The sequence below is a fragment of the Streptomyces sp. NPDC060000 genome, assembly GCF_042737375.1.
Classification (GTDB): domain Bacteria; phylum Actinomycetota; class Actinomycetes; order Streptomycetales; family Streptomycetaceae; genus Streptomyces.
Genome location: NZ_JBHWUU010000042.1, coordinates 23,330 through 40,827, shown reverse-complemented (window position 1 = coordinate 40,827; position 17,498 = coordinate 23,330). Strand labels below are relative to the sequence as shown.

Annotated in this window: 9 protein-coding genes and 1 pseudogene; 5 read left to right on the top strand and 5 right to left on the bottom strand. The window is 71.9% G+C overall.

Annotation, left to right across the window (positions count from 1 at the left end; all coding sequences use genetic code 11):
* Window positions 1-124: 124 nt before the first annotated feature.
* From ACFWBB_RS22290 to eccD, 4 genes are all read right to left on the bottom strand, one after another.
* The gene (locus tag ACFWBB_RS22290; RefSeq protein ID WP_385275123.1) at window positions 125-445 is read right to left on the bottom strand and encodes a WXG100 family type VII secretion target; all 321 of its coding nucleotides are present in this window, start codon (window positions 443-445) and stop codon (window positions 125-127) included.
* 48 nt (window positions 446-493) lie between these two features.
* Entirely contained in the window at window positions 494-832 is a 339-nt protein-coding gene (locus tag ACFWBB_RS22285; RefSeq protein ID WP_385275121.1) for a hypothetical protein, read from the bottom strand.
* Window positions 833-1,105: 273 nt separating this feature from the next.
* Window positions 1,106-2,683 (bottom strand): type VII secretion protein EccB, encoded by a 1,578-nt coding sequence (eccB, locus tag ACFWBB_RS22280; protein WP_385275118.1) that lies wholly within the window; start codon window positions 2,681-2,683, stop codon window positions 1,106-1,108.
* A gap of 30 nt (window positions 2,684-2,713) precedes the next feature.
* Entirely contained in the window at window positions 2,714-4,114 is a 1,401-nt protein-coding gene (eccD, locus tag ACFWBB_RS22275; RefSeq protein ID WP_385275115.1) for a type VII secretion integral membrane protein EccD, read from the bottom strand.
* A gap of 268 nt (window positions 4,115-4,382) precedes the next feature.
* Between eccD and eccCa the strand changes: the two genes are divergently transcribed.
* Both eccCa and ACFWBB_RS22265 read left to right on the top strand, forming a co-directional pair.
* Entirely contained in the window at window positions 4,383-8,324 is a 3,942-nt protein-coding gene (gene eccCa / locus ACFWBB_RS22270; RefSeq protein ID WP_385275170.1) for a type VII secretion protein EccCa, read from the top strand.
* Window positions 8,325-8,705: 381 nt separating this feature from the next.
* Entirely contained in the window at window positions 8,706-9,827 is a 1,122-nt protein-coding gene (locus ACFWBB_RS22265; protein ID WP_385275112.1) for a ricin-type beta-trefoil lectin domain protein, read from the top strand.
* A 20-nt stretch (window positions 9,828-9,847) separates the two neighbouring features.
* On the opposite strand, the gene ACFWBB_RS22260 is transcribed toward ACFWBB_RS22265, so the two are convergent.
* Window positions 9,848-11,011 (bottom strand): S8 family serine peptidase, encoded by a 1,164-nt coding sequence (locus ACFWBB_RS22260; RefSeq protein WP_385275109.1) that lies wholly within the window; start codon window positions 11,009-11,011, stop codon window positions 9,848-9,850.
* A 182-nt stretch (window positions 11,012-11,193) separates the two neighbouring features.
* Between ACFWBB_RS22260 and ACFWBB_RS22255 the strand changes: the two genes are divergently transcribed.
* From ACFWBB_RS22255 to ACFWBB_RS22245, 3 genes and pseudogenes are all read left to right on the top strand, one after another.
* Complete coding sequence (locus ACFWBB_RS22255) at window positions 11,194-11,850, top strand: TetR/AcrR family transcriptional regulator (RefSeq protein WP_385275106.1); 657 nt, start codon at window positions 11,194-11,196, stop codon at window positions 11,848-11,850.
* 241 nt (window positions 11,851-12,091) lie between these two features.
* Window positions 12,092-15,418, top strand: coding sequence for a right-handed parallel beta-helix repeat-containing protein (locus tag ACFWBB_RS22250; protein WP_385275103.1), 3,327 nt, complete (start codon window positions 12,092-12,094; stop codon window positions 15,416-15,418).
* A 208-nt stretch (window positions 15,419-15,626) separates the two neighbouring features.
* Window positions 15,627-17,378: pseudogene (locus ACFWBB_RS22245) on the top strand (ABC transporter transmembrane domain-containing protein); the annotation flags it as partial.
* Window positions 17,379-17,498: the final 120 nt, after the last annotated feature.

Sequence of the window (17,498 nt, the reverse complement as noted above, 5' to 3'; positions counted from 1 at the left end):
ACATTCCGCCCCCCCCCTGGTTAATTGATCCATCCGTTCGCTTTGGGGGTTTGTTTGCTTGTCGGCGGCCTGCCGGGCGGGCCGGCCCCCCCCCCCACGGCGGAACGAACGGGCGGTCGGCGGCTCAGCGGCCGATGGTGACTGCCGACCACATCTGGGACAGGGAGTTCTCGCTGTACTTGTAGTTTCCGGAGATGTCCGTCAGCAGGCCGGCGTGCGAGGTGAGCAGCCGCTCCATGTTGCCGAGCGCCTGGTCCCAGGCGGCCTGCTTCTGCCGGTAGACGTCGGCGTCCGAGCCGTACCACGTCTTCTTGAGCTCTCCGAGTTCCGCTTCCAGGTTCGCCAGGATGCCGGCGATGGCCCTGGTCTGCGCGACCATGTCATCGGCGGCGTTGTTCATGTGGTTGTAGTCGACGTAGATGTAGCCGTCGGCCATCTCGGACATCAGGAGATCTCTTCTCACGTCGTCGGGACGGGGCAGGGGGAAGGCCGATCAGCCGATCAGCTGGTCGAACGCCGCCTGGGACTGGCTGTACGCCTGATTGATGGCGTCGTTGGACGAACCCTGGGTCTTGTGGTGCTCGGCCAGGCTCTGGTTGAGCGCGTCCACCATCGACTCGAGGTTCTTCAGGATGACGTTGGCCTGGTCGTCCCACTGCTTCAGCAGCGAGCCGAACTGGCCACCGTCACTGCCCTGGTAGCCCACCGACAGGTTCGCGCGGGTGCCGTCGACGTCCTGGCGGCACTTGACGATGCCGCTGAAGGCCATCTCCAGCGCTTGGACGCCATTGCGTGTCGATACTTCGCTTGACTGCTGCCCGCCGCCTGCCATCACGCTTTCCTCTCGTCAAACTGCTGGCCAAGGCCCTGATTTTCGAACGAGTGTGTCTTGGGCAAGTGTTCTGGTCAAGTGCCCAAATAATAGACACAGCTGGGGGGTTGGGGTGACACATGGAGCTGAAGGTGACCCTGCCCGCCGGTCGCCGGCCCGCCATGGGCATGCCATTCCGGCGATGGGCCGCTCGCGGAAGCTTTGGCCAAATGCTAGGGCTGCCGGTCCTGCGGGTGCGGACGAGTTGAGGAAGATTTAAGCCTTCGGTCTCGATCAACCGTTGTCCGTGCGCGTGCGACCGCCATGCGGCCCTGCGCCTGACCCGGCCCCGGGCCCGGTGGGTCCCGAGGATCCCCCCGGTCCTGCGGCACCCGTCCCGCAGGCAGGTCCTGTGACCTGGGCGGAGCCGCTGCGGGCGGCAGCGTCCGGGTCCAGGTCCGGCCCTGACGGAAGCATGGACAGCAGCGGCGAGGGAAGCGCCACCACGTCGCCGTCCGCGTACCCCAGTGCCTTCAGCGCGGCGCCGGAGGGCACCCGGTACTTCACCCCGTTGTCGGCCACGAAGTACGTGGTGTCGCCCACCGTCGCGCCGCTCGCACCGAGCGCTCTCACGAGCGCACCGTGGCCCGGCCGGACGACGATGCCGTCCACCGGCAGGCACGCCGCCACCGACTCCCCGGACGCGGCCTGGGTGAGCGGGGTCAGCGAACTCCGCGGCACCAGCGCGGTGGTGATCCGGGTGAGACCGTCGCCGGACTGCACCCGGGCGCAGGCGGACAGTTCCCCGGGCACCGCGGTCGCCCTGGGCGGGGAGTCGGGCAGCCCGGTGGAGGCCGTGGACCGGCCCTGGTTCCCGGGAGCCAGATGCTCACTGAGGAGGTCGGCGCCGAGCGCCGCGGCGGTGGGCGACGCGCCCCCGTACACCTTCTCGCGGGTGGTCGGATCACCGAGTACGAGGGCGGCGCCGGTGGCCGTGAGCGGCACGAATCCCTCCTTCCGCAGCAGGTAGTACTGGGAGGCCGAGCCCGGCACCTTCACCAGGAACACCTGTCCCACGGTGCTCTTCCGGCCGCCCAGCGACGGTCCGGCGGTACCGCGGCCCGGTACGGCGGGCGAGGCCAGATCGGGGCCGGAGACCAGGGCGTCCAGGAAGGCGGCGGACACCGGACGCGGCGTCACGGAGCCGTAGCCGAGGGAGACGGCGGCGCCGGAGTCCTTGTCCAGCCGGAGCCGGCTGCCCTGCCAGACCAGGTATGCCTGCTTGTCGGGGCCGGCCACGAGGAGGGCCTGGCCGGCGGCCACCGCCTGGCCCGTCACGGGGGCACCCACGACGAGGGTGGTGACGGCGGTCGCGGTGGCGCCTCCGCCGTCGGCTCCCTCGATGACGCCTACGGTGGAGCAGACCTGCCAGGGGCCGCCGTCCAGGTCGTCTGCCGCCGGTACGGAGTCCGGGGCGCCGGTGATGCCCACCGGGGTCCCGACGGGCGTGCCGAGCAGTGAAGCGGTACGCACGTCGGTGGTCCTCAGCTCACCGGCGCCGATCAGCAGAGCCGAGGCGTAGTTGCGAACCGGCCGCAGGCGGCCGTCGAGGTACAGGTAGCGGGCGCCGGTCTCCCGGTTGACGATGAGGCCGTTGGAGGTCCGCCAGGAGGTGTTGTCGCCGGGCGAGATCAGCCCGTACACGAGGGCGCCGGCCGAGATCAGCACGCAGACGATGAATCCGGTCAAAGTCCCCCGGGTGGTACGTCCCAGCGGGCTCTCCGGAGCGTCCGGGTCGGCGAGCAGCATGCCGGAGGTGAGTCTGCCCATGACGAAGGTGTGGGCCTGGACCTGGTCGCGCTTGGACTGCATTGGATCTGGTTCCTCCCGGTTCTGGCCTGGTCAGCCGTTGATCGCACGGAGGGCACCGAAGACGCCGGACACCCACAGCGTCAGCGGCAGCAGGGCGATCGCCAGGAGCGAGTGGAGCAGTTCGGCCGCGCGACCCCAGTAGGGCAGCATGCGGCGGCCCGGGACCGTCCAGGAGGCCACGGTCAGCGCGGCGGCCGGCGCCAGCAGCCCCACGGCCAGCGCCGGACGGTCGGCCGGGGCGAGCTCCGCGGCGGCGCAGACGAGCAGCAGGACGATGCCCCACAGGCCCGGCACCACCAGGGCCAGACGCTGCCAGACGTTGACCATGCCCCGCCCGTGCAGCAGCAGGAGCAGCGACAGCACCGCGCCGGTAAGCAGTTCGGGAAGGCTGGGCCGGCGGACCAGGGCGACCAGGCAGCCGGCGCAGATGACGCCGGTCGCCCCGTACAGGGCCGTCATCCAGCCGCCGGCCAGCTCGGTCCGGATGGCGACGTCCTGTCCGTTGTAGGGATCGATGCCCTCCTGCAACTGCCCGGGGTTGGTGGGCAGGGCGGGCATCCGCATCCCGGCGAGCCGGAAGGCCAGGACGGGTACGAAGCCGCCGAGGAGGACGACCGCGGTGGTCACCGCGGCGGCGGCGCTGTCCACGGGCATGTCCAGGACGCTCATGAGTGCTCCGGCAGCCGCGGAGACGATCGCCACCATGGCGGTGGCGATGAAGAGCGGGGTGTAGACGGCCGCCGCGGTCAGTGCCAGCACGGCTCCGCCCGCGCCCGCCGCGCCCGCCGCCAGCAGCCGGGCACCCAGCACGTGATGGGCCTGCGGGCCGGATATGTCGCCGCCGGGCAGCAGCCAGCCGGCCAGCGCCAGGCTGGGCGCCGCCATGAAGCCCAGCGTCGCACCGGCTGCCGCGTCGCCCACCGCCCGTCCGGCCGACGCGGCGCCGGCGAGCAGCAGCAGCCCGGCCGCGGCGGCGGTCAGCGCGCGGGGGCCTTCAGGGCCGCCCGGCCAGGCCAGTACCCCCAGGGCGGTCAGTACGGCGACCACCACCATGCCGCGCAGCAGACGGCGGCCGGCCTGCGGACTCCAGCCGTGCAGCCGTTCCCGTGTGACGTCGGCGATCCCGTCGACCAGGTCGTCGAGCCGCACCTCGGGCAGCGCGTCGGCGTGCGGTCGCAGATACAGGACCTCGCCGTCCCTCAAGTCCAGTGTCGCCAGGGTGCCTTCGTCGTCCAGTGGGCGGTCGCCGAGACGTTGCAGCACCCAGCCGCCGTGGTCCAGGCCGTTTTCCTCCAGGCCCTCACCCGAGTAACGCAGCACGGTCGGCAGGAGGTCGGTGACCGGTACGTCGGCGGGTACCGCCAGGTCGATGGTCTTGGCAGGAGCTCGGACGGTGAGGTGGCACAGGCCTGCCACCGAGGTGTCGGTCATTGGATAGGGACCACGCTTCCCAGGAATGTCATCCGATGAGCTTGGCTCTGAGTGTTGATCAGATGCAGACTACTGAGACCCGGGACCGGCGTTGACGGCCGGGAACTCTTCCGTCCGCCGGTCCGGCCCGCGCATCCGGCCCCGCGCACCCCTGCCCCGCCAGCCCGCCCACCGTGAGCCATGCGCCCGCGGGCCCGGCGCCGCCGTAAGGAGCCCGTTCTTGAGTGTCGTCCTGTTCCGCCGCCCTGCTCGCCGACGCGGCCCGGACATGCCCGAGGGCGAACTGAGCCTCCAGGAGCCGCCGACCCTGCCGGAGACGGTTCCGGACACCTCCGCGGTCTGGACCTATCTGCCCATGGCGATGATGTCCGTCTCCATGATGCTGGCGTTCATCCGGCCCGGCGGGAGCAGCGACGTGCTCACCTACGTCGCCCTGGGCATGATGGTCATGGCCTCCGGGGCCATGATGATCGGCCAGGTGATGCGCAAGAGCAGCGAGCGCAAGCAGCGCCTTCGCGGCGAGCGCCGGGACTACCTGCGCTACCTGGCTCAGATCCGGCGGCGGGTCCACCGGTCGGTGATCGAGCAGCAGTTGGCGCTGGCGTGGCGCCATCCGGCGCCGGTGGCACTGCGTTCGCTCGTGCGGACCACCCGGCTGTGGGAACGCCGGGGCAGGGACGACGACTTCGCCGAGGTCCGGATTGCCGTCGGGGACCAGCAGCTGGCGCTGCGGCTGTCCCCGTTGTCCACCAAACCGGTGGAGGACCTCGACCCCATAGCCGCGCACGCGCTGCGGCGGTTCGTCCGCGCCTACAGCACCGTGCCGGATCAGCCGATCGCGCTGTACCTGCGGTCCTGGTCCCGGGTGCTGCTGCGCGGCGACGAGAAGGCGGTACGGAACATGGTGCGGGCCGCTCTGTGCCAGCTGGCCCTGTTCCACGCGCCCGAGGACCTGTGGATCGCGCTGTGCGTCAGCGACGAGCGCCGGGCCGAGTGGGAGTGGGCCAAGTGGCTGCCGCACAACCTGCACCCGTACGAGCAGGACGGCGCCGGGCCCGCCCGCATGGTGGCGTCGGACTTCAACGGCCTGGAGGAACTGCTGGGGGCGGAGCTGACCGAGCGGCCGGCCTTCGACCCCGAGGCCCTGCCGGGCCGGGAGGAGCCGCTCACCGTACTGGTGGTGGACGGGGTCCAGGTCCCGGCCGGGCACCGGCTGGACGGTCCGGGGCTCCGCAACACGGTCGTGTTCGATGTGTCGGACGCCCTGCGGTGGCGTCCGGGACGCACCACGCTGCGGCTGGACGTTCAGCCGGACGGGGTGCGGCTGGTGCGCACCGACCGGAGCCGCAAGGAGCAGGCGACCCTGCTGGGACGTCCCGACTCGATAGGTCCGGGCGGCGCCGAGGCACTGGCCAGGATGCTCGCGCCGTACCGGATGAGCCTGACCGCCGACGCCGCCGAGCCGATGGCCAACGATGTGGAGCTGACGACCCTGCTGGGCATCCCCGACCTGTACCGTCACGATCCCGCCACCCTGTGGGAGCGCGGCACGGGTGCGGCACGGCTGCGGGTGCCGGTCGCGGTGGGCGCCGACGGTGTCCCGGTGGAGCTGGACATCAAGGAGGCCGCGCAGGGCGGCATGGGCCCGCACGGCATGCTGATCGGCGCGACCGGCTCGGGCAAGAGCGAGTTGCTGCGCACCCTGGTGGTGGGCCTGGCGCTGGCCAACTCCTCTGAGACGCTGAACTTCGTCCTGGTGGACTTCAAGGGCGGGGCCACCTTCCTCGGCCTGGACGGGCTGCCGCACACCTCGGCGGTGATCACCAACCTGTCGGACGAAGTGGCCCTGGTGGAGCGGATGCAGGACGCCCTGCACGGTGAGCTGATGCGGCGCCAGGAACTGCTGCGGTCGGCCGGCAACTACACCTCCGCGCTGGAGTACGAGAAGGCCCGCGCGGCGGGAACGCCTCTGGCGCCTATGCCGAGCCTCTTCGTCGTGGTCGACGAGTTCAGCGAACTGCTGGCGGCGCACCGGGAGTTCATGGAGCTGTTCGTGATGATCGGCCGGCTGGGCCGCTCCCTCGGGGTGCATCTGCTGCTGGCCTCGCAACGCCTGGACGAGGGGCGTATGCACCAACTGGAGAGCCACCTGTCGTACCGCATCGGTCTGCGCACGTTCTCGGCCATGGAGAGCCGCGGGGTTCTGGGGGTCCCGGACGCATACCAGTTGCCGTCGCAGCCGGGCTCCGGCTTCCTGAAGAGCGGGGTGGAGGCGCTGACCCGGTTCCGGGCGGCGTACGTCTCCGGGGCGTACCGGCAGCGCCGGGGCGCGGTGGTCCAGGCCCGGGTCGCCAGCCAGGTCGTTCCGTGGACGAGCGGCTTTGTGGTGCCGCGTGCACCGGCTCAGCTGCCGGAGCCGGAGCCGGAGGCCGACGAGGGCGAGGAGGGCGTCTCCCTGCTGTCGGTGGCCGTGGACCGGATGCGCGACGCCGGGCCGCCGGCCCTCCAGGTGTGGCTGCCGCCGCTGGGCCTGCCGCCCACCCTCGACGCACTGCTGCCGGGGCTGGCCCCGGACCCGCAGCGCGGGCTGAGCCCCACCGGCCGGTCCGGGGCCGGAGGCCTCAAGGTGCCGGTCGGCCTGGTGGACAAGCCGTTCGAGCAACGGCGCGACCCGCTGGTGGTGGACCTGTCGGGAAGCGGCGGCCACCTGGCCGTCGCGGGTGGTTCACAGAGCGGCAAGTCGACGGTGCTGCGCACCCTGATCGCCGCGCTCGCACTCACCCACACCCCACGCGAGGTGCAGTTCTACTGCCTGGACCTGGGCGGTGGCACGCTGGCCGGACTGGCCGGACTGCCCCACGTCGGCGGGGTGGCGAACCGGCTCGACGGTGAGCGGATCAACCGGACGGTGGCCGAGGTCACCGCGGTGCTCGATCACCGTGAGCAGCTCTTCCTGGACAACAGCATCGACTCGATGGCCACCTACCGCAGGCGCCGCGCGGCCGGGGAGTTCCCGGACGAACCGCACGGTGACGTCTTCCTGGTGGTGGACGGCTGGTCCACCGTGCGTCAGGACTTCGACGCACTCGTCCCGACCTTCAACCAGTTCGCGGCCCGTGGCCTGAACTACGGTATCCACCTGGTCGTCTCCACCGCGCGCTGGCTGGAGCTGTCGGCCCAGGTGCGCGACCAGGTGGCCACCCGGCTGGAGCTGCGGCTGGGCGACACCATGGATTCCGTGGTCGACATCCGCAAAGCGGCCACCGTCCCGCGCAGCCCCGGCCGCGGTCTGACGGTCGGCGGCAAGCTGCACTTCCTGGCGGCACTGCCGCGCATCGACGGCCAGGAGAGCGCGGACGACCTCGCCGACGGGGTCGCCGCGCTGGTGGAGCAGGTCGCCGGGCACTGGTCCGGCCCTTCCGCGCCACCCGTGCGCACGCTGCCGCACCGGCTGCCCGCCGCGGAGCTGCCGCGGCCGGAACGGGCGGAAGGGCTGCGGATGGCGCTGGGGCTCGACGAGGAGAGACTGTCCCCGGTCTGGCACGACTTCAGCCGTACACCGCACCTGATCGGCATCGGCGACACCGAGAGCGGGAAGACCAACCTGCTCCGGCTGGTCGCCTCGGCGGTCACCGCCCGCTACAGCCCGGCCGAAGCCCGCATCCTGGTGGTGGACTACCGGCGTGGACTGGTCGAGGCGGTGCCGGAGGAGTACCGGCTCGGGCACGCGGTGTCGACCGACGCCCTGCGGGAGCTGGTCACCGGATCGGCCCGCGCCATCAGCACCCGTCTTCCCGGACCGGACATCACCCCGGCCCGGATGCGCCGGGCGGACTGGTGGTCGGGCCCTCGGCTGTTCGTGCTCGTGGACGACTACGACATGATCGGCAGCAACCTCTCCGCCCACCCCTTCGCCCCGCTCCTCGAACACCTGGCCATGGGGCACGAGACGGGCCTGCACCTGGTGGTGACCCGGTCCGCGACCGGCGCCGGCCGGGGCCTGAACGACCAGTTGCTCAGGCGCCTGGACGAGGTCAACACCCCGGGCCTGCTGATGTCCTGCCCGCCCTCGGAGGGCTACGTCTTCGGCAACGTGAAGCCGCGGAACCTGCCGCCGGGCCGCGCGCTGCACATCGCCCGCCGCAAGGCCGTACTCATCCAGACAGCCCTGCAGGAGACCGGCCCCGAGGAGGAGCCGGACGGGGCGTGACCCTGGTGGGACGGCCGCCGGGGCCTGGTACCGTACCCCCGCGTCGCTCCCGAATCGCGCGGCGCACAGACCCCGGGAGTGACGTCTCGGGGCTGACACGGCCGGTCAGGATCAGGCCGTCAGGGGCCGGTGATCCCCGTACCGCCAGGTGACACACCACTGAACGGCGCATCACCGGACATCACCCGTCTCGCGACACACCTCTCGGCCGCCGTGCGTCCGCATCCACACCGCACCTTGCCGGAGCAGCCCCGTCGGCTCCCGGTGCGGCAGGCCGGCCGCCGGCAGCCGAGTCACCAAGCATCCAGAGAACGACCGAAGGGCCGAACACCCCCTATGCGTAAGCTTCTTCGCCGGCGAGCCTCGTTACTGGCCTCGCTGGTGGCAGCCGCACTCGGCATCACCATGGTGCTGGCGCCCCCGGCCTCCGCCAACGGCACCACCCCAGGCACCTACACGTACTACTCGTGGTCCGGCGTCTCCCATCTCAGCTCGGTCACGTTCAGCACCACAGTGCTGAACGACCCCGGACGGGCAAACGTCTACTGGGCCCACCAGTTCGCGCTCAGTGACGGCTCCTCCGGCTACGTCGGCATGCAGCGACTCCGCGGCGGCGGCGGCACGTACCTGTTCTCGCTGTGGGACGCCGGCGCCGCCCAGGCCGGGGACTCCGGCACCTACTGCCAGACCTTCGAGGAGGGCGGGACCGGCTACACCTGCCGGCTCAGCGCGGCCTTCCCCGCCGGACACACCATCCTGAGCGTCATCGCCTCCACCGGCAGCGGCTGGTACAAGGCGACCATCCGCGACGCCACCGCCGGCACCTCGTTCGACCTCGGCTCCCTCCGGGTGGGCACGGACGCCACCATCGAGACCACCAACATGATCGACTGGACCGAGTACTTCGACTGGAGCAACTCCGCCGCGACCTGCGCCGACGAGCCCTACTCGACCGCCTTCTTCGGCAGGCCCACCGGCGTCGACGCCTCCGGCGGGGGCAGCGTCACCGCCGCGAGTTCATCGCCCGTCAGGAGCACCAACTGCCAGTCGGCGACAGCGGTCGCCGTGGGCAGCACCGGCAGCCTGCAGTCGGACGGCATCGGCAACTCCGCTTCCGGGGACATCACCGGACCGGGCGGCATGTGCGTGGATGTCACCGGAGCCGCCAGTACCGACGGTGCGCGACTGCAGCTGTACCCGTGCAGCGGCGGAAACTTCCAGAACTGGGTGCTCGCCGGCGACGGCACCGTCCACGCCCTCTTCAAGTGCATGGACGTATCCGGCGGCGGTACGGCCGACGGAACCGCCGTCCAGCTGTACACCTGCAACGGCACCGCCGCGCAGAAGTGGACGCTGAGCAACGGCACCCTGGTCAACCCGCAGTCCGGCAAGTGCCTCGACGCCACCGGGGGTTCCGCCGCGTCCGGGACCAAGCTGCAGCTCTACACCTGCAACGGCACCGCCGCCCAGAAGTGGACCACCCCCACCTGGTCCGCGAGCTGACCGGACGAACCGGCGGGCGCTCAGCGCGTGGGCGCCTCGTCCCGCGCCGGGCGCCATCCGCGGGCCCGCCCCCGCGGCACCACCGCGGCGGCCCACACGACCACCAGGACCAGGCCGCCGCCCGCCCCGGCCAGCAACAGGGCGCGTCGTGTCGCGCGGGCGCCGCTCTCATCCGTCGCCAGACGCACCGGAGCGGAGCCGCTGTGCGGCGCGGCCCGGGTGGCAGGGGCGCCGGGCACCGAGGTGAGGGCGGCGAACGGATCGAGCCGGGGAACGTCGGCCGGGTAGGCGGTGGTGGTCAGCCACCGCGCGGTCTCCGCGGCGCTCAGCGCGGGATGGGCGGACCTCACCAGGGCGGCCGTACCCGCGACATAGCCGGCGGCGAGTGACGCGCCCGAGCCGATGAAGTGTCCCTTGCCCTCGGGGGCGATGCCGAGCACGCCGTCACCCGGTGCGGCAAGGTCGGCGCTGCGGGGCCGGTACGCCCTCTCCGGCCGCTCGCCCTGCGCGTCGGCGTCGATGACGGACAGCACGCCGGAATCGGCCGCGGGCCAGTAGTCCCTGGCCGGCGGGGCCGAGGAGGTGGCGTCATCGGCGGCGTCGGGAACCGCGGCGGCCACGATCAGGGCGTCGTGTCCGGCGGCGTAGGAGACGGCGCTCCTGAGTCCGGCGGAATCCTGGGACAGGGCCGGGGACACCTCGATGACCTCGGCCCCGGCGTCCACCGCTGCCCGGATCCCGTCCGCGACCGTGGTGCCGGTCGCCGTGCCGCGGTCGTCCGTGCCCCGGACGGCCAGGATGCGGGCCTGCTGGGCCACGCCGGCGAAGCGGACGCCCCTCGCGGGGGCCGCAGCGATCAGCCCGGCCACGAAACTGCCGTGACCCACACAGTCCTCGCCCGCCCCGCCGACCGCGGTGACCCGGCCCGCCAGAGCGGGTGCCTTGAGCGAGACTCCCGTGTCGACGACGGCCACGGTCACCCCGGCACCGCCGCCGAACCGCCAGGTACCGGCGAGCTGCAGGTTCTGCTGCTCCCACGGCACCGCGGAGAACACCTCGGCGGAGCCGCCGGTGCACGCGGCCCCGGCGGCCAGCCGCGACGGCAGCACGGGCAGCCGTACAGTGCCGCCGGAAGCGGCGTCGGCGGCCGGTGGCGTCATGATCACGGCCGTGGACGCGGACATCAGAAGGAGAAGAGCCAAGAGCAGGTGTCGGAGCCCGGGTCGGCACATGGCAGGCATCCTAGGCGTAACGATCAGTCGGGTTCAGTCTCCGTTCGCCCGTGCCGGGACTCCGCCGCCCGCCCCCACGACATCGGGCAAACCGAGTGCGAAGTGCCGAATTGGGAATGTGGAAGACTGGGGCCGTGGGCGACACACGCAACCCGAACCGGCGCAGTGATGACCGTCGACGCAGCGAGCTGATCGAAGCCGCCTACCGGGTCATCGCCAGAGACGGGGTCGCCGCGGCGACCACCCGCCGGATCGCCGAAGAGGCAGGGGTGCCCGGCGGCCTCGTCCACTACTGGTTCGCGGACAAGGACGAGCTTTTCCACGAGGTGGCCGCCGCCAATCTCGGCTCGATACGGAGCGCCTCCATGGCGGCCATCGAAGGCGGAAACGATCTGCTCGACCAGTTTCGGGAGTTCTTCCGCATCATCGAGCAGGTGAAGCGCGGCCACCTGATCATGACGTACGAGATGACCACCTGGGCACTGCGGAAGCCCAAGTCGGCCGCGTTGGCGGAGGAGCAGTACACCGCCTACCGACAGGTCGCGGTCAAAGGGGCGTCCGCCTGGACCGCCGCCACCAAGGCGCAACTGCCCGCTGACACCTCCGTCGTCGGGCAGTTCCTGTCCTCCCTCTTCGACGGACTCGTCCTGTCCTGGATCGCCGATCCCGACAACACCGACGTCGACGGCGTGCTGCGGCTGGTGGACGCCCTCATGACGCAGTTCGCGCCCGAGCCGTCGGGCACGTCGAGCCGGGAGAAGCCCGGCCCGACGGACTCCGAGGGCCCTTGACCTGCCGCACCGTCCACCCTGGCCGCCTCACCGGTCGGCGCCCGGAGTGAGCCGCACCCACCGCCGCGTCAGCCGGTCCGCAGGGCCGTGAACGAGCCTTTTCCCATGCGGAGACGGCTCTTCCCGCCTGCGTTTCTCCGTACGCCGTTGGATCGTCACCTCGATGCCCGGCATGATTGTGCTGCCCGTCCCCGGTACCCGGCCCCATGGTCCTGCGGTGCCAGAAAGAGGAGGTAACCGCGTGTCACGCCAGGTACTCACGGTCAGCCCGGACCGGCCGGAGGGCTTTCGGACGATCGGTGAGGCTCTGGCCAGGGCGCGCAGCGGGGCCATCGTCCGAGTGTCTCCCGGTACGTATGCGGAGAACCTGACGATCACCACCCCGGTCACCATCGTGGCGGAGCAGTCTCTCGGCACGGTGGAGATCGCGCCGCGCCGTGGCAGCGTGATCGTGCTCAGGGGGGAAGCGGTGATGCTCACCGACCTGGTGCTGCGCGGCCGCGACGAAGAACTGCCGGTCGTCGACGCCCCGCGCGGACAGGTGGCGATGGAGGGCTGCGAGATCATCGGCGCTGCCTGGACCGCCCTGCTGGCCCAGGGCACGGGCTCGCTCGCCCTGCGGGACTGCCGGGTCAGCAATTCGCGCGGCGCGGGAGTCGTGGCCACCTCCGCGGTCGACAGCTCCGTCGAGTCCTGCACGATCGAGAACCTCGGCACCTCAGGGGTGGTGATCGGCGAGCGCGGCCGGATCACGGTACGTGGCTGCACCATCCGCGACGCCCGTGGCAACGGCGTGCTCGCCAACGGAGAGGCGCAGGGGGCGATCGAGGAGTGCGACATCGCCTCGACCGACAAACCGTCCATCGCGCTGGAAGGCCGCAGCACGACCCGGGTACTGCGCACCGTGGTGCACGACACGAGCACGGGCGTGTACCTCACCAGCCAGGCCCGTACGGTACTTGAGGACGTACGGGTCACCGGCACCACCGGCGTCGGCATCGCGGTCGGCGGCGGTAGCGACCCGCTGCTGCGGCGTTGCCGTACCACGCGGACCAAGAGCCATGGGCTGCTGGTCACCGATCGCGGCCGGGGCACCTTCGAGGACTGCTGGCTGGACTCCGCGCAGGCGCCCGCGCTGAGAGTGACCGGTCTGGCGTCCCCCGTTCTGGTCGGTCTGACCGTCAGGGACTGTGCGCAGACCGCGGTGCTGCTGGAGGAGGAGTCGACGGCCGAGCTGGACCGGCTGGAGGTCATCGACGCCCTGGAAACCGGCATCTCCATACGTACCGGCGCCAACCCGCTGGTGCGCCGGGCGCGCATCAACTCTCCGCGCGGCCATGGTGTGGAGGTCGCGAAGGACGGCCGGGGACGACTGGAGGACTGTGCCGTCGACCAGGCCGGCCGCTGCGGCATCCGGGTCGAGGGCGGCGGCAACGTCTACGTCGGCGGCGGCACCATCGGCACGACCGCCGAAACCGGCCTGTCGATCGGCGCCGACTCGGTCCTGACCGTACGGGATCTTGAGATCGCCGACGCCAAGGAGTGCGGGATCGCCGTCGACCAGGGCGGGGAGACGACCGCCACCCGTGTCCGGGTGGGCGGCAGCGGCCGGCACGGCGTCCTGATCGCTGACGGCGGCCGTGGCTCGTTCAGCGCCTGCGAGATCAGCGGCAGCGCCGCGGACGGCTTCCGCGTCGAGTCCACCGATCCCGTCTCCGTCGTCAACTGCACCGTTCGGGACAACGGCGGCAGCGGGCTCGTCCGGTCCCGGCCCGGTCAGCGACTCGCCGTCGAGGGGCTGGTCAGCGCCGGCAACGGGAAACGGGACGCCTGGGACTCGGGGGAGACCGAGGGTGCCGGGGACGGCGGCACGGCGGGCGACGACGGCTGGCTCACCCGTGAGGACGGGCCACTCGCGGCCCTCGACGCGCTCATCGGTCTGGCCAACGTGAAGAAACAGGTCCGCACACTGGTCAACCTGACACAGCTGGCCCAGCGTCGCGCCCGGCTCGGCATGTCCGCCCCGCCGATGGGCCGCCACCTGGTGTTCGCGGGCCCGCCCGGTACCGGCAAGACCACTGTGGCCCGGCTGTACGGCACGATCCTGGCAGAGCTCGGTGCACTGCGTTCAGGACACCTGGTCGAGGTCTCGCGGGCCGACCTGGTGGCGCAGGTCATCGGTGGCACCGCCATCAAGTCCACCGAGGCCTTCAACCGCGCACTGGGCGGGGTGCTGTTCATCGACGAGGCCTACACCCTGCTGTCCGACGGCCGCGGTTCCGGCGCCGACTTCGGACGGGAAGCGGTCGACACTCTCCTCAAGCTCATGGAGGACCACCGCGACGACGTGGTGGTGGTCGCCGCCGGCTACTCCGCCGAGATGCAGGCGTTCCTTGCCTCCAATCCCGGCATGGCCTCCCGCTTCTCCCGCACGGTGGAATTCGAGAACTACTCGGTGGCCGAACTGGTGTCGATCGTGGAAAGCATGTGCGCGGGGCACCAGTACGCGCTCGACGACAGCACGCGGAACGCACTCGGCGTGCACTTCGAACGCCTGCCGAGGGACGCCGCCTTCGGCAACGGCCGCGCCGCACGCCAGGTGTTCGAACAGATGGTGGACCGGCAGGCGTTGCGGCTGGCCGCACGCGCGGACATGACGGAGCAGGACCTCCAGCTGCTGCTGCCCGAGGACGTCGGGGAGGAGGCCGCTCGCGCCGTGTCCGGCGAGACCGCGGCCGGCAAACCGGACCACGACCCGCTGGCCCTCCTCGGCGACATGGTGGGCCTGGCCGGTGTCAAGCGGGACGTCACCGACCTCGTCAACCTGCTGTCCATCGCCCGCCAGCGGGAGGCCGCGGGGCTGCCCGCACCGCGCATCAGCCACCACCTGGTCTTCACCGGCCCGCCGGGAACCGGCAAGACCACCGTCGCCCGGCTCTACGGTGAGCTGCTGGTCTCACTGGGTGTGCTGCCGCGGGGCCAGCTCGTCGAGGTGGCTCGCGCAGACCTCGTCGGCCGCTACGTCGGCCACACCGCGCAGCTCACCCGCGAGGTCTTCGAACGGGCCCTGGGGGGCGTGCTGTTCGTCGACGAGGCATACACCCTCACCCCCACAGGACCGGGCTCCGGTTCCGACTTCGGGCAGGAGGCGGTGGACACCCTGCTGAAGCTCATGGAGGACCACAGGGAAGAGGTGGTGGTCATCGTCGCCGGTTACACCGGGGAGATGGAGCGATTCCTCTCCTCCAACCCGGGCCTGTCCTCCCGGTTCTCCCGCCGGGTGGAGTTCCCCAACTACTCCTCGGACGAACTGGTCACCATCGTGCGGCAGCACGCGGTCGCGGCCGGGTACGAGTGCGGGCCGGGTACGGGTCAGGTGCTGCGGAATTACTTCGAGTCGCTGCCGCGAAACCGCTCCTTCGGCAACGCGCGGCTTGCCCGCCAGGTCCTGGAGGGCCTGATGACACGACAGGCCCGCCGCCTCAGCGCGATGTCCGCTCCCGGGGTGGAGGATCTGCGTCTGCTGCTTCCCCAGGACGCGGCGCAGCCGGAGGCGGTACCCGAGTGATCATTACGGAAACAGCGGTGTGAAGCGGCAGCGCCCGCCGAACGCGCAAGGGCTGCCTGCCGTGTTGCGGGCCGGGGTGCTCATGACCGTGCGCTGAAATCCAGACGTTGCAGTGCGCCGTCCTCGCCCTCGGTGACCTCCGGCAGCGCCGACCGGGCCAGGGTTGCGCACCGCCGCCGGACACCGGGAACAGCGGACAGGGGGACGGATGATCGACGCGTACGAGGATCCCGGCACGCCCGACCGCCGCGGCGGCTGGGCGTACCTGGCGTGGCTGGTGCGCTGCCAGCCCTGGCGGGCGCTGGCCGGGGCGGTACTGGCCAGCGTCTGGATGGTGCTGCTGGCCGCGGCGCCGTACCTGCTGTCGAAGGCGGTGGACGACGGTCTCGAGCCCGGTGACACGGCCGCGCTGGCGGGCTGGACGACGGCCCTGTTCGTCGTGGGCGCGCTCAACGCGTGGGTGAGCATCATGCGGCACCGCACGATGACCCGGGTGCGCATGGACGCCTACCTGCGCACCACCAAGGTCGTCGTCGGGCACACGGTGCGGCTCGGCGCCGCGCTGCCGCGCCAGGTGGGGACCGGGGAGGTCGTCACCATCGGGGTGAGCGACGTGCACACGATCGCGGGCGCGCTGACGGTGGTCGGGCCGGGTGTCGGCTCGGTCGTCGTCTACGTCTTCGTCGCCGGGCTGCTGCTGTCGGTGTCACCGCTGCTCGCGGCGGTCGTGCTGCTGGGGATGCCGGTGGTCGCGGTGCTGGTCGGGCCGCTGATGTCACGGTTGCAGGGCACGGAGGCCGAGTACCGGGAGCGGCAGGGGGTGCTCACCGCGCGGATCGGCGATCTCGCGGGTGGACTGCGGGTGCTCAACGGGCTCGGCGGCAAGGAACTGTTCGCGGACTCCTTCGGCCGGGACTCGCAGCGGCTGCGGGCGCAGGGCTACCGGGTCGGCTCGGTCACCAGCTGGATGCAGGCGCTCGGGATGGGCCTGCCGACGCTGTTCCTCGCCGTGGTGACCTGGCTGGCGGCCCGGCTCGCCGCCCAGGGGGACATGACGGTCGGCGAGTTGGTGTCGGTGTACGGCTATGTCGCGGTCCTGATCGGCCCGGTGGCGTTCCTCGTGGACATGGGCTACCAGCTCAGCCGGGGTGTGGTGGCCGCCCGGCGCGTCGTGAGCCTGCTGCGGCTGGAGCCGGACCCCGACACCGCCGTCGGCGCCGGGGCCGGTGTCGGTGCCGGGGCCGGTGCCGGTGCCGGGGTCGCGGACGCCCCAGTCGAGCCGGCGGTGCTGATCGATCCCGCCTCGGGTGTACGAGTGGCGCCGGGCCGGCTGACCGCGCTGGTGGGCGCGCGGCACACGGAGGTGACCGCCGTCGTGGACCGGCTCGGCCGGTACGGCCCCTCGGACGCCACCTGGGGCGGGGTACGGCTGGACGCCATCCCGCTGGACCAGGTCAGGGCCGCGATCCTGGTCGCCGACAACGAGGCCGACGTGTTCGCCGGGAGTCTGCGCGAGATCGTGGGCGGACGGCGCGAGCCCTCCGAGGCGGAGGCCGCACGGGCGGTGTGGGCGGCGGCGGCCGACGACATCGTGCAGGGCCTGCCGGAGGGGCTCGGGTCGCCCGTGACCGCGCAGGGCCGCAGCCTTTCCGGGGGTCAGCGGCAGCGGGTACGGCTGGTGCGGGCGCTGCTCGCCGACCCGGAGGTGCTGCTGGCCGTCGAGCCGACGTCGGCGCTCGACGCACACACGGAGGCGGCGGTCGCCCAGCGGCTGCGCGCGGCTCGGGCCGGCCGGACCACGGTCGTGACCACCACCTCCCCGCTGGTCCTCGCCCGGGCGGAGACCGTGCACTACCTGGTCGACGGGAAGGTCGCGGCGACCGGCCGCCATCACGACCTGCTGGAACGGGAACCGGGCTACCGGTCCCTGGTGGCACGGGACACCGACGACCCCGATCCGGACACGGGCACGGGCACGGGCACGGGTGTGGATACGGGTTTGGATACGAGTGAGGACATGGACACGGACCAGGGTGCGGACCGGATCGCCGGTGCGGGCACGAGCGCCGTCACGGCCGCG

What these genes read in the sequence shown, in the direction of transcription:
- eccCa (WP_385275170.1), top strand. Translation starts at nt 4,383, where the DNA reads ATGCCCGAGGGCGAACTGAGCCTCCAGGAGCCGCCGACCCTGCCGGAG.
- eccB (WP_385275118.1), bottom strand. Translation starts at nt 2,683, where the DNA reads ATGCAGTCCAAGCGCGACCAGGTCCAGGCCCACACCTTCGTCATGGGC.
- ACFWBB_RS22285 (WP_385275121.1), bottom strand. Translation starts at nt 832, where the DNA reads ATGGCAGGCGGCGGGCAGCAGTCAAGCGAAGTATCGACACGCAATGGC.
- ACFWBB_RS22260 (WP_385275109.1), bottom strand. Translation starts at nt 11,011, where the DNA reads ATGTCCGCGTCCACGGCCGTGATCATGACGCCACCGGCCGCCGACGCC.
- eccD (WP_385275115.1), bottom strand. Translation starts at nt 4,114, where the DNA reads ATGACCGACACCTCGGTGGCAGGCCTGTGCCACCTCACCGTCCGAGCT.
- ACFWBB_RS22290 (WP_385275123.1), bottom strand. Translation starts at nt 445, where the DNA reads ATGTCCGAGATGGCCGACGGCTACATCTACGTCGACTACAACCACATG.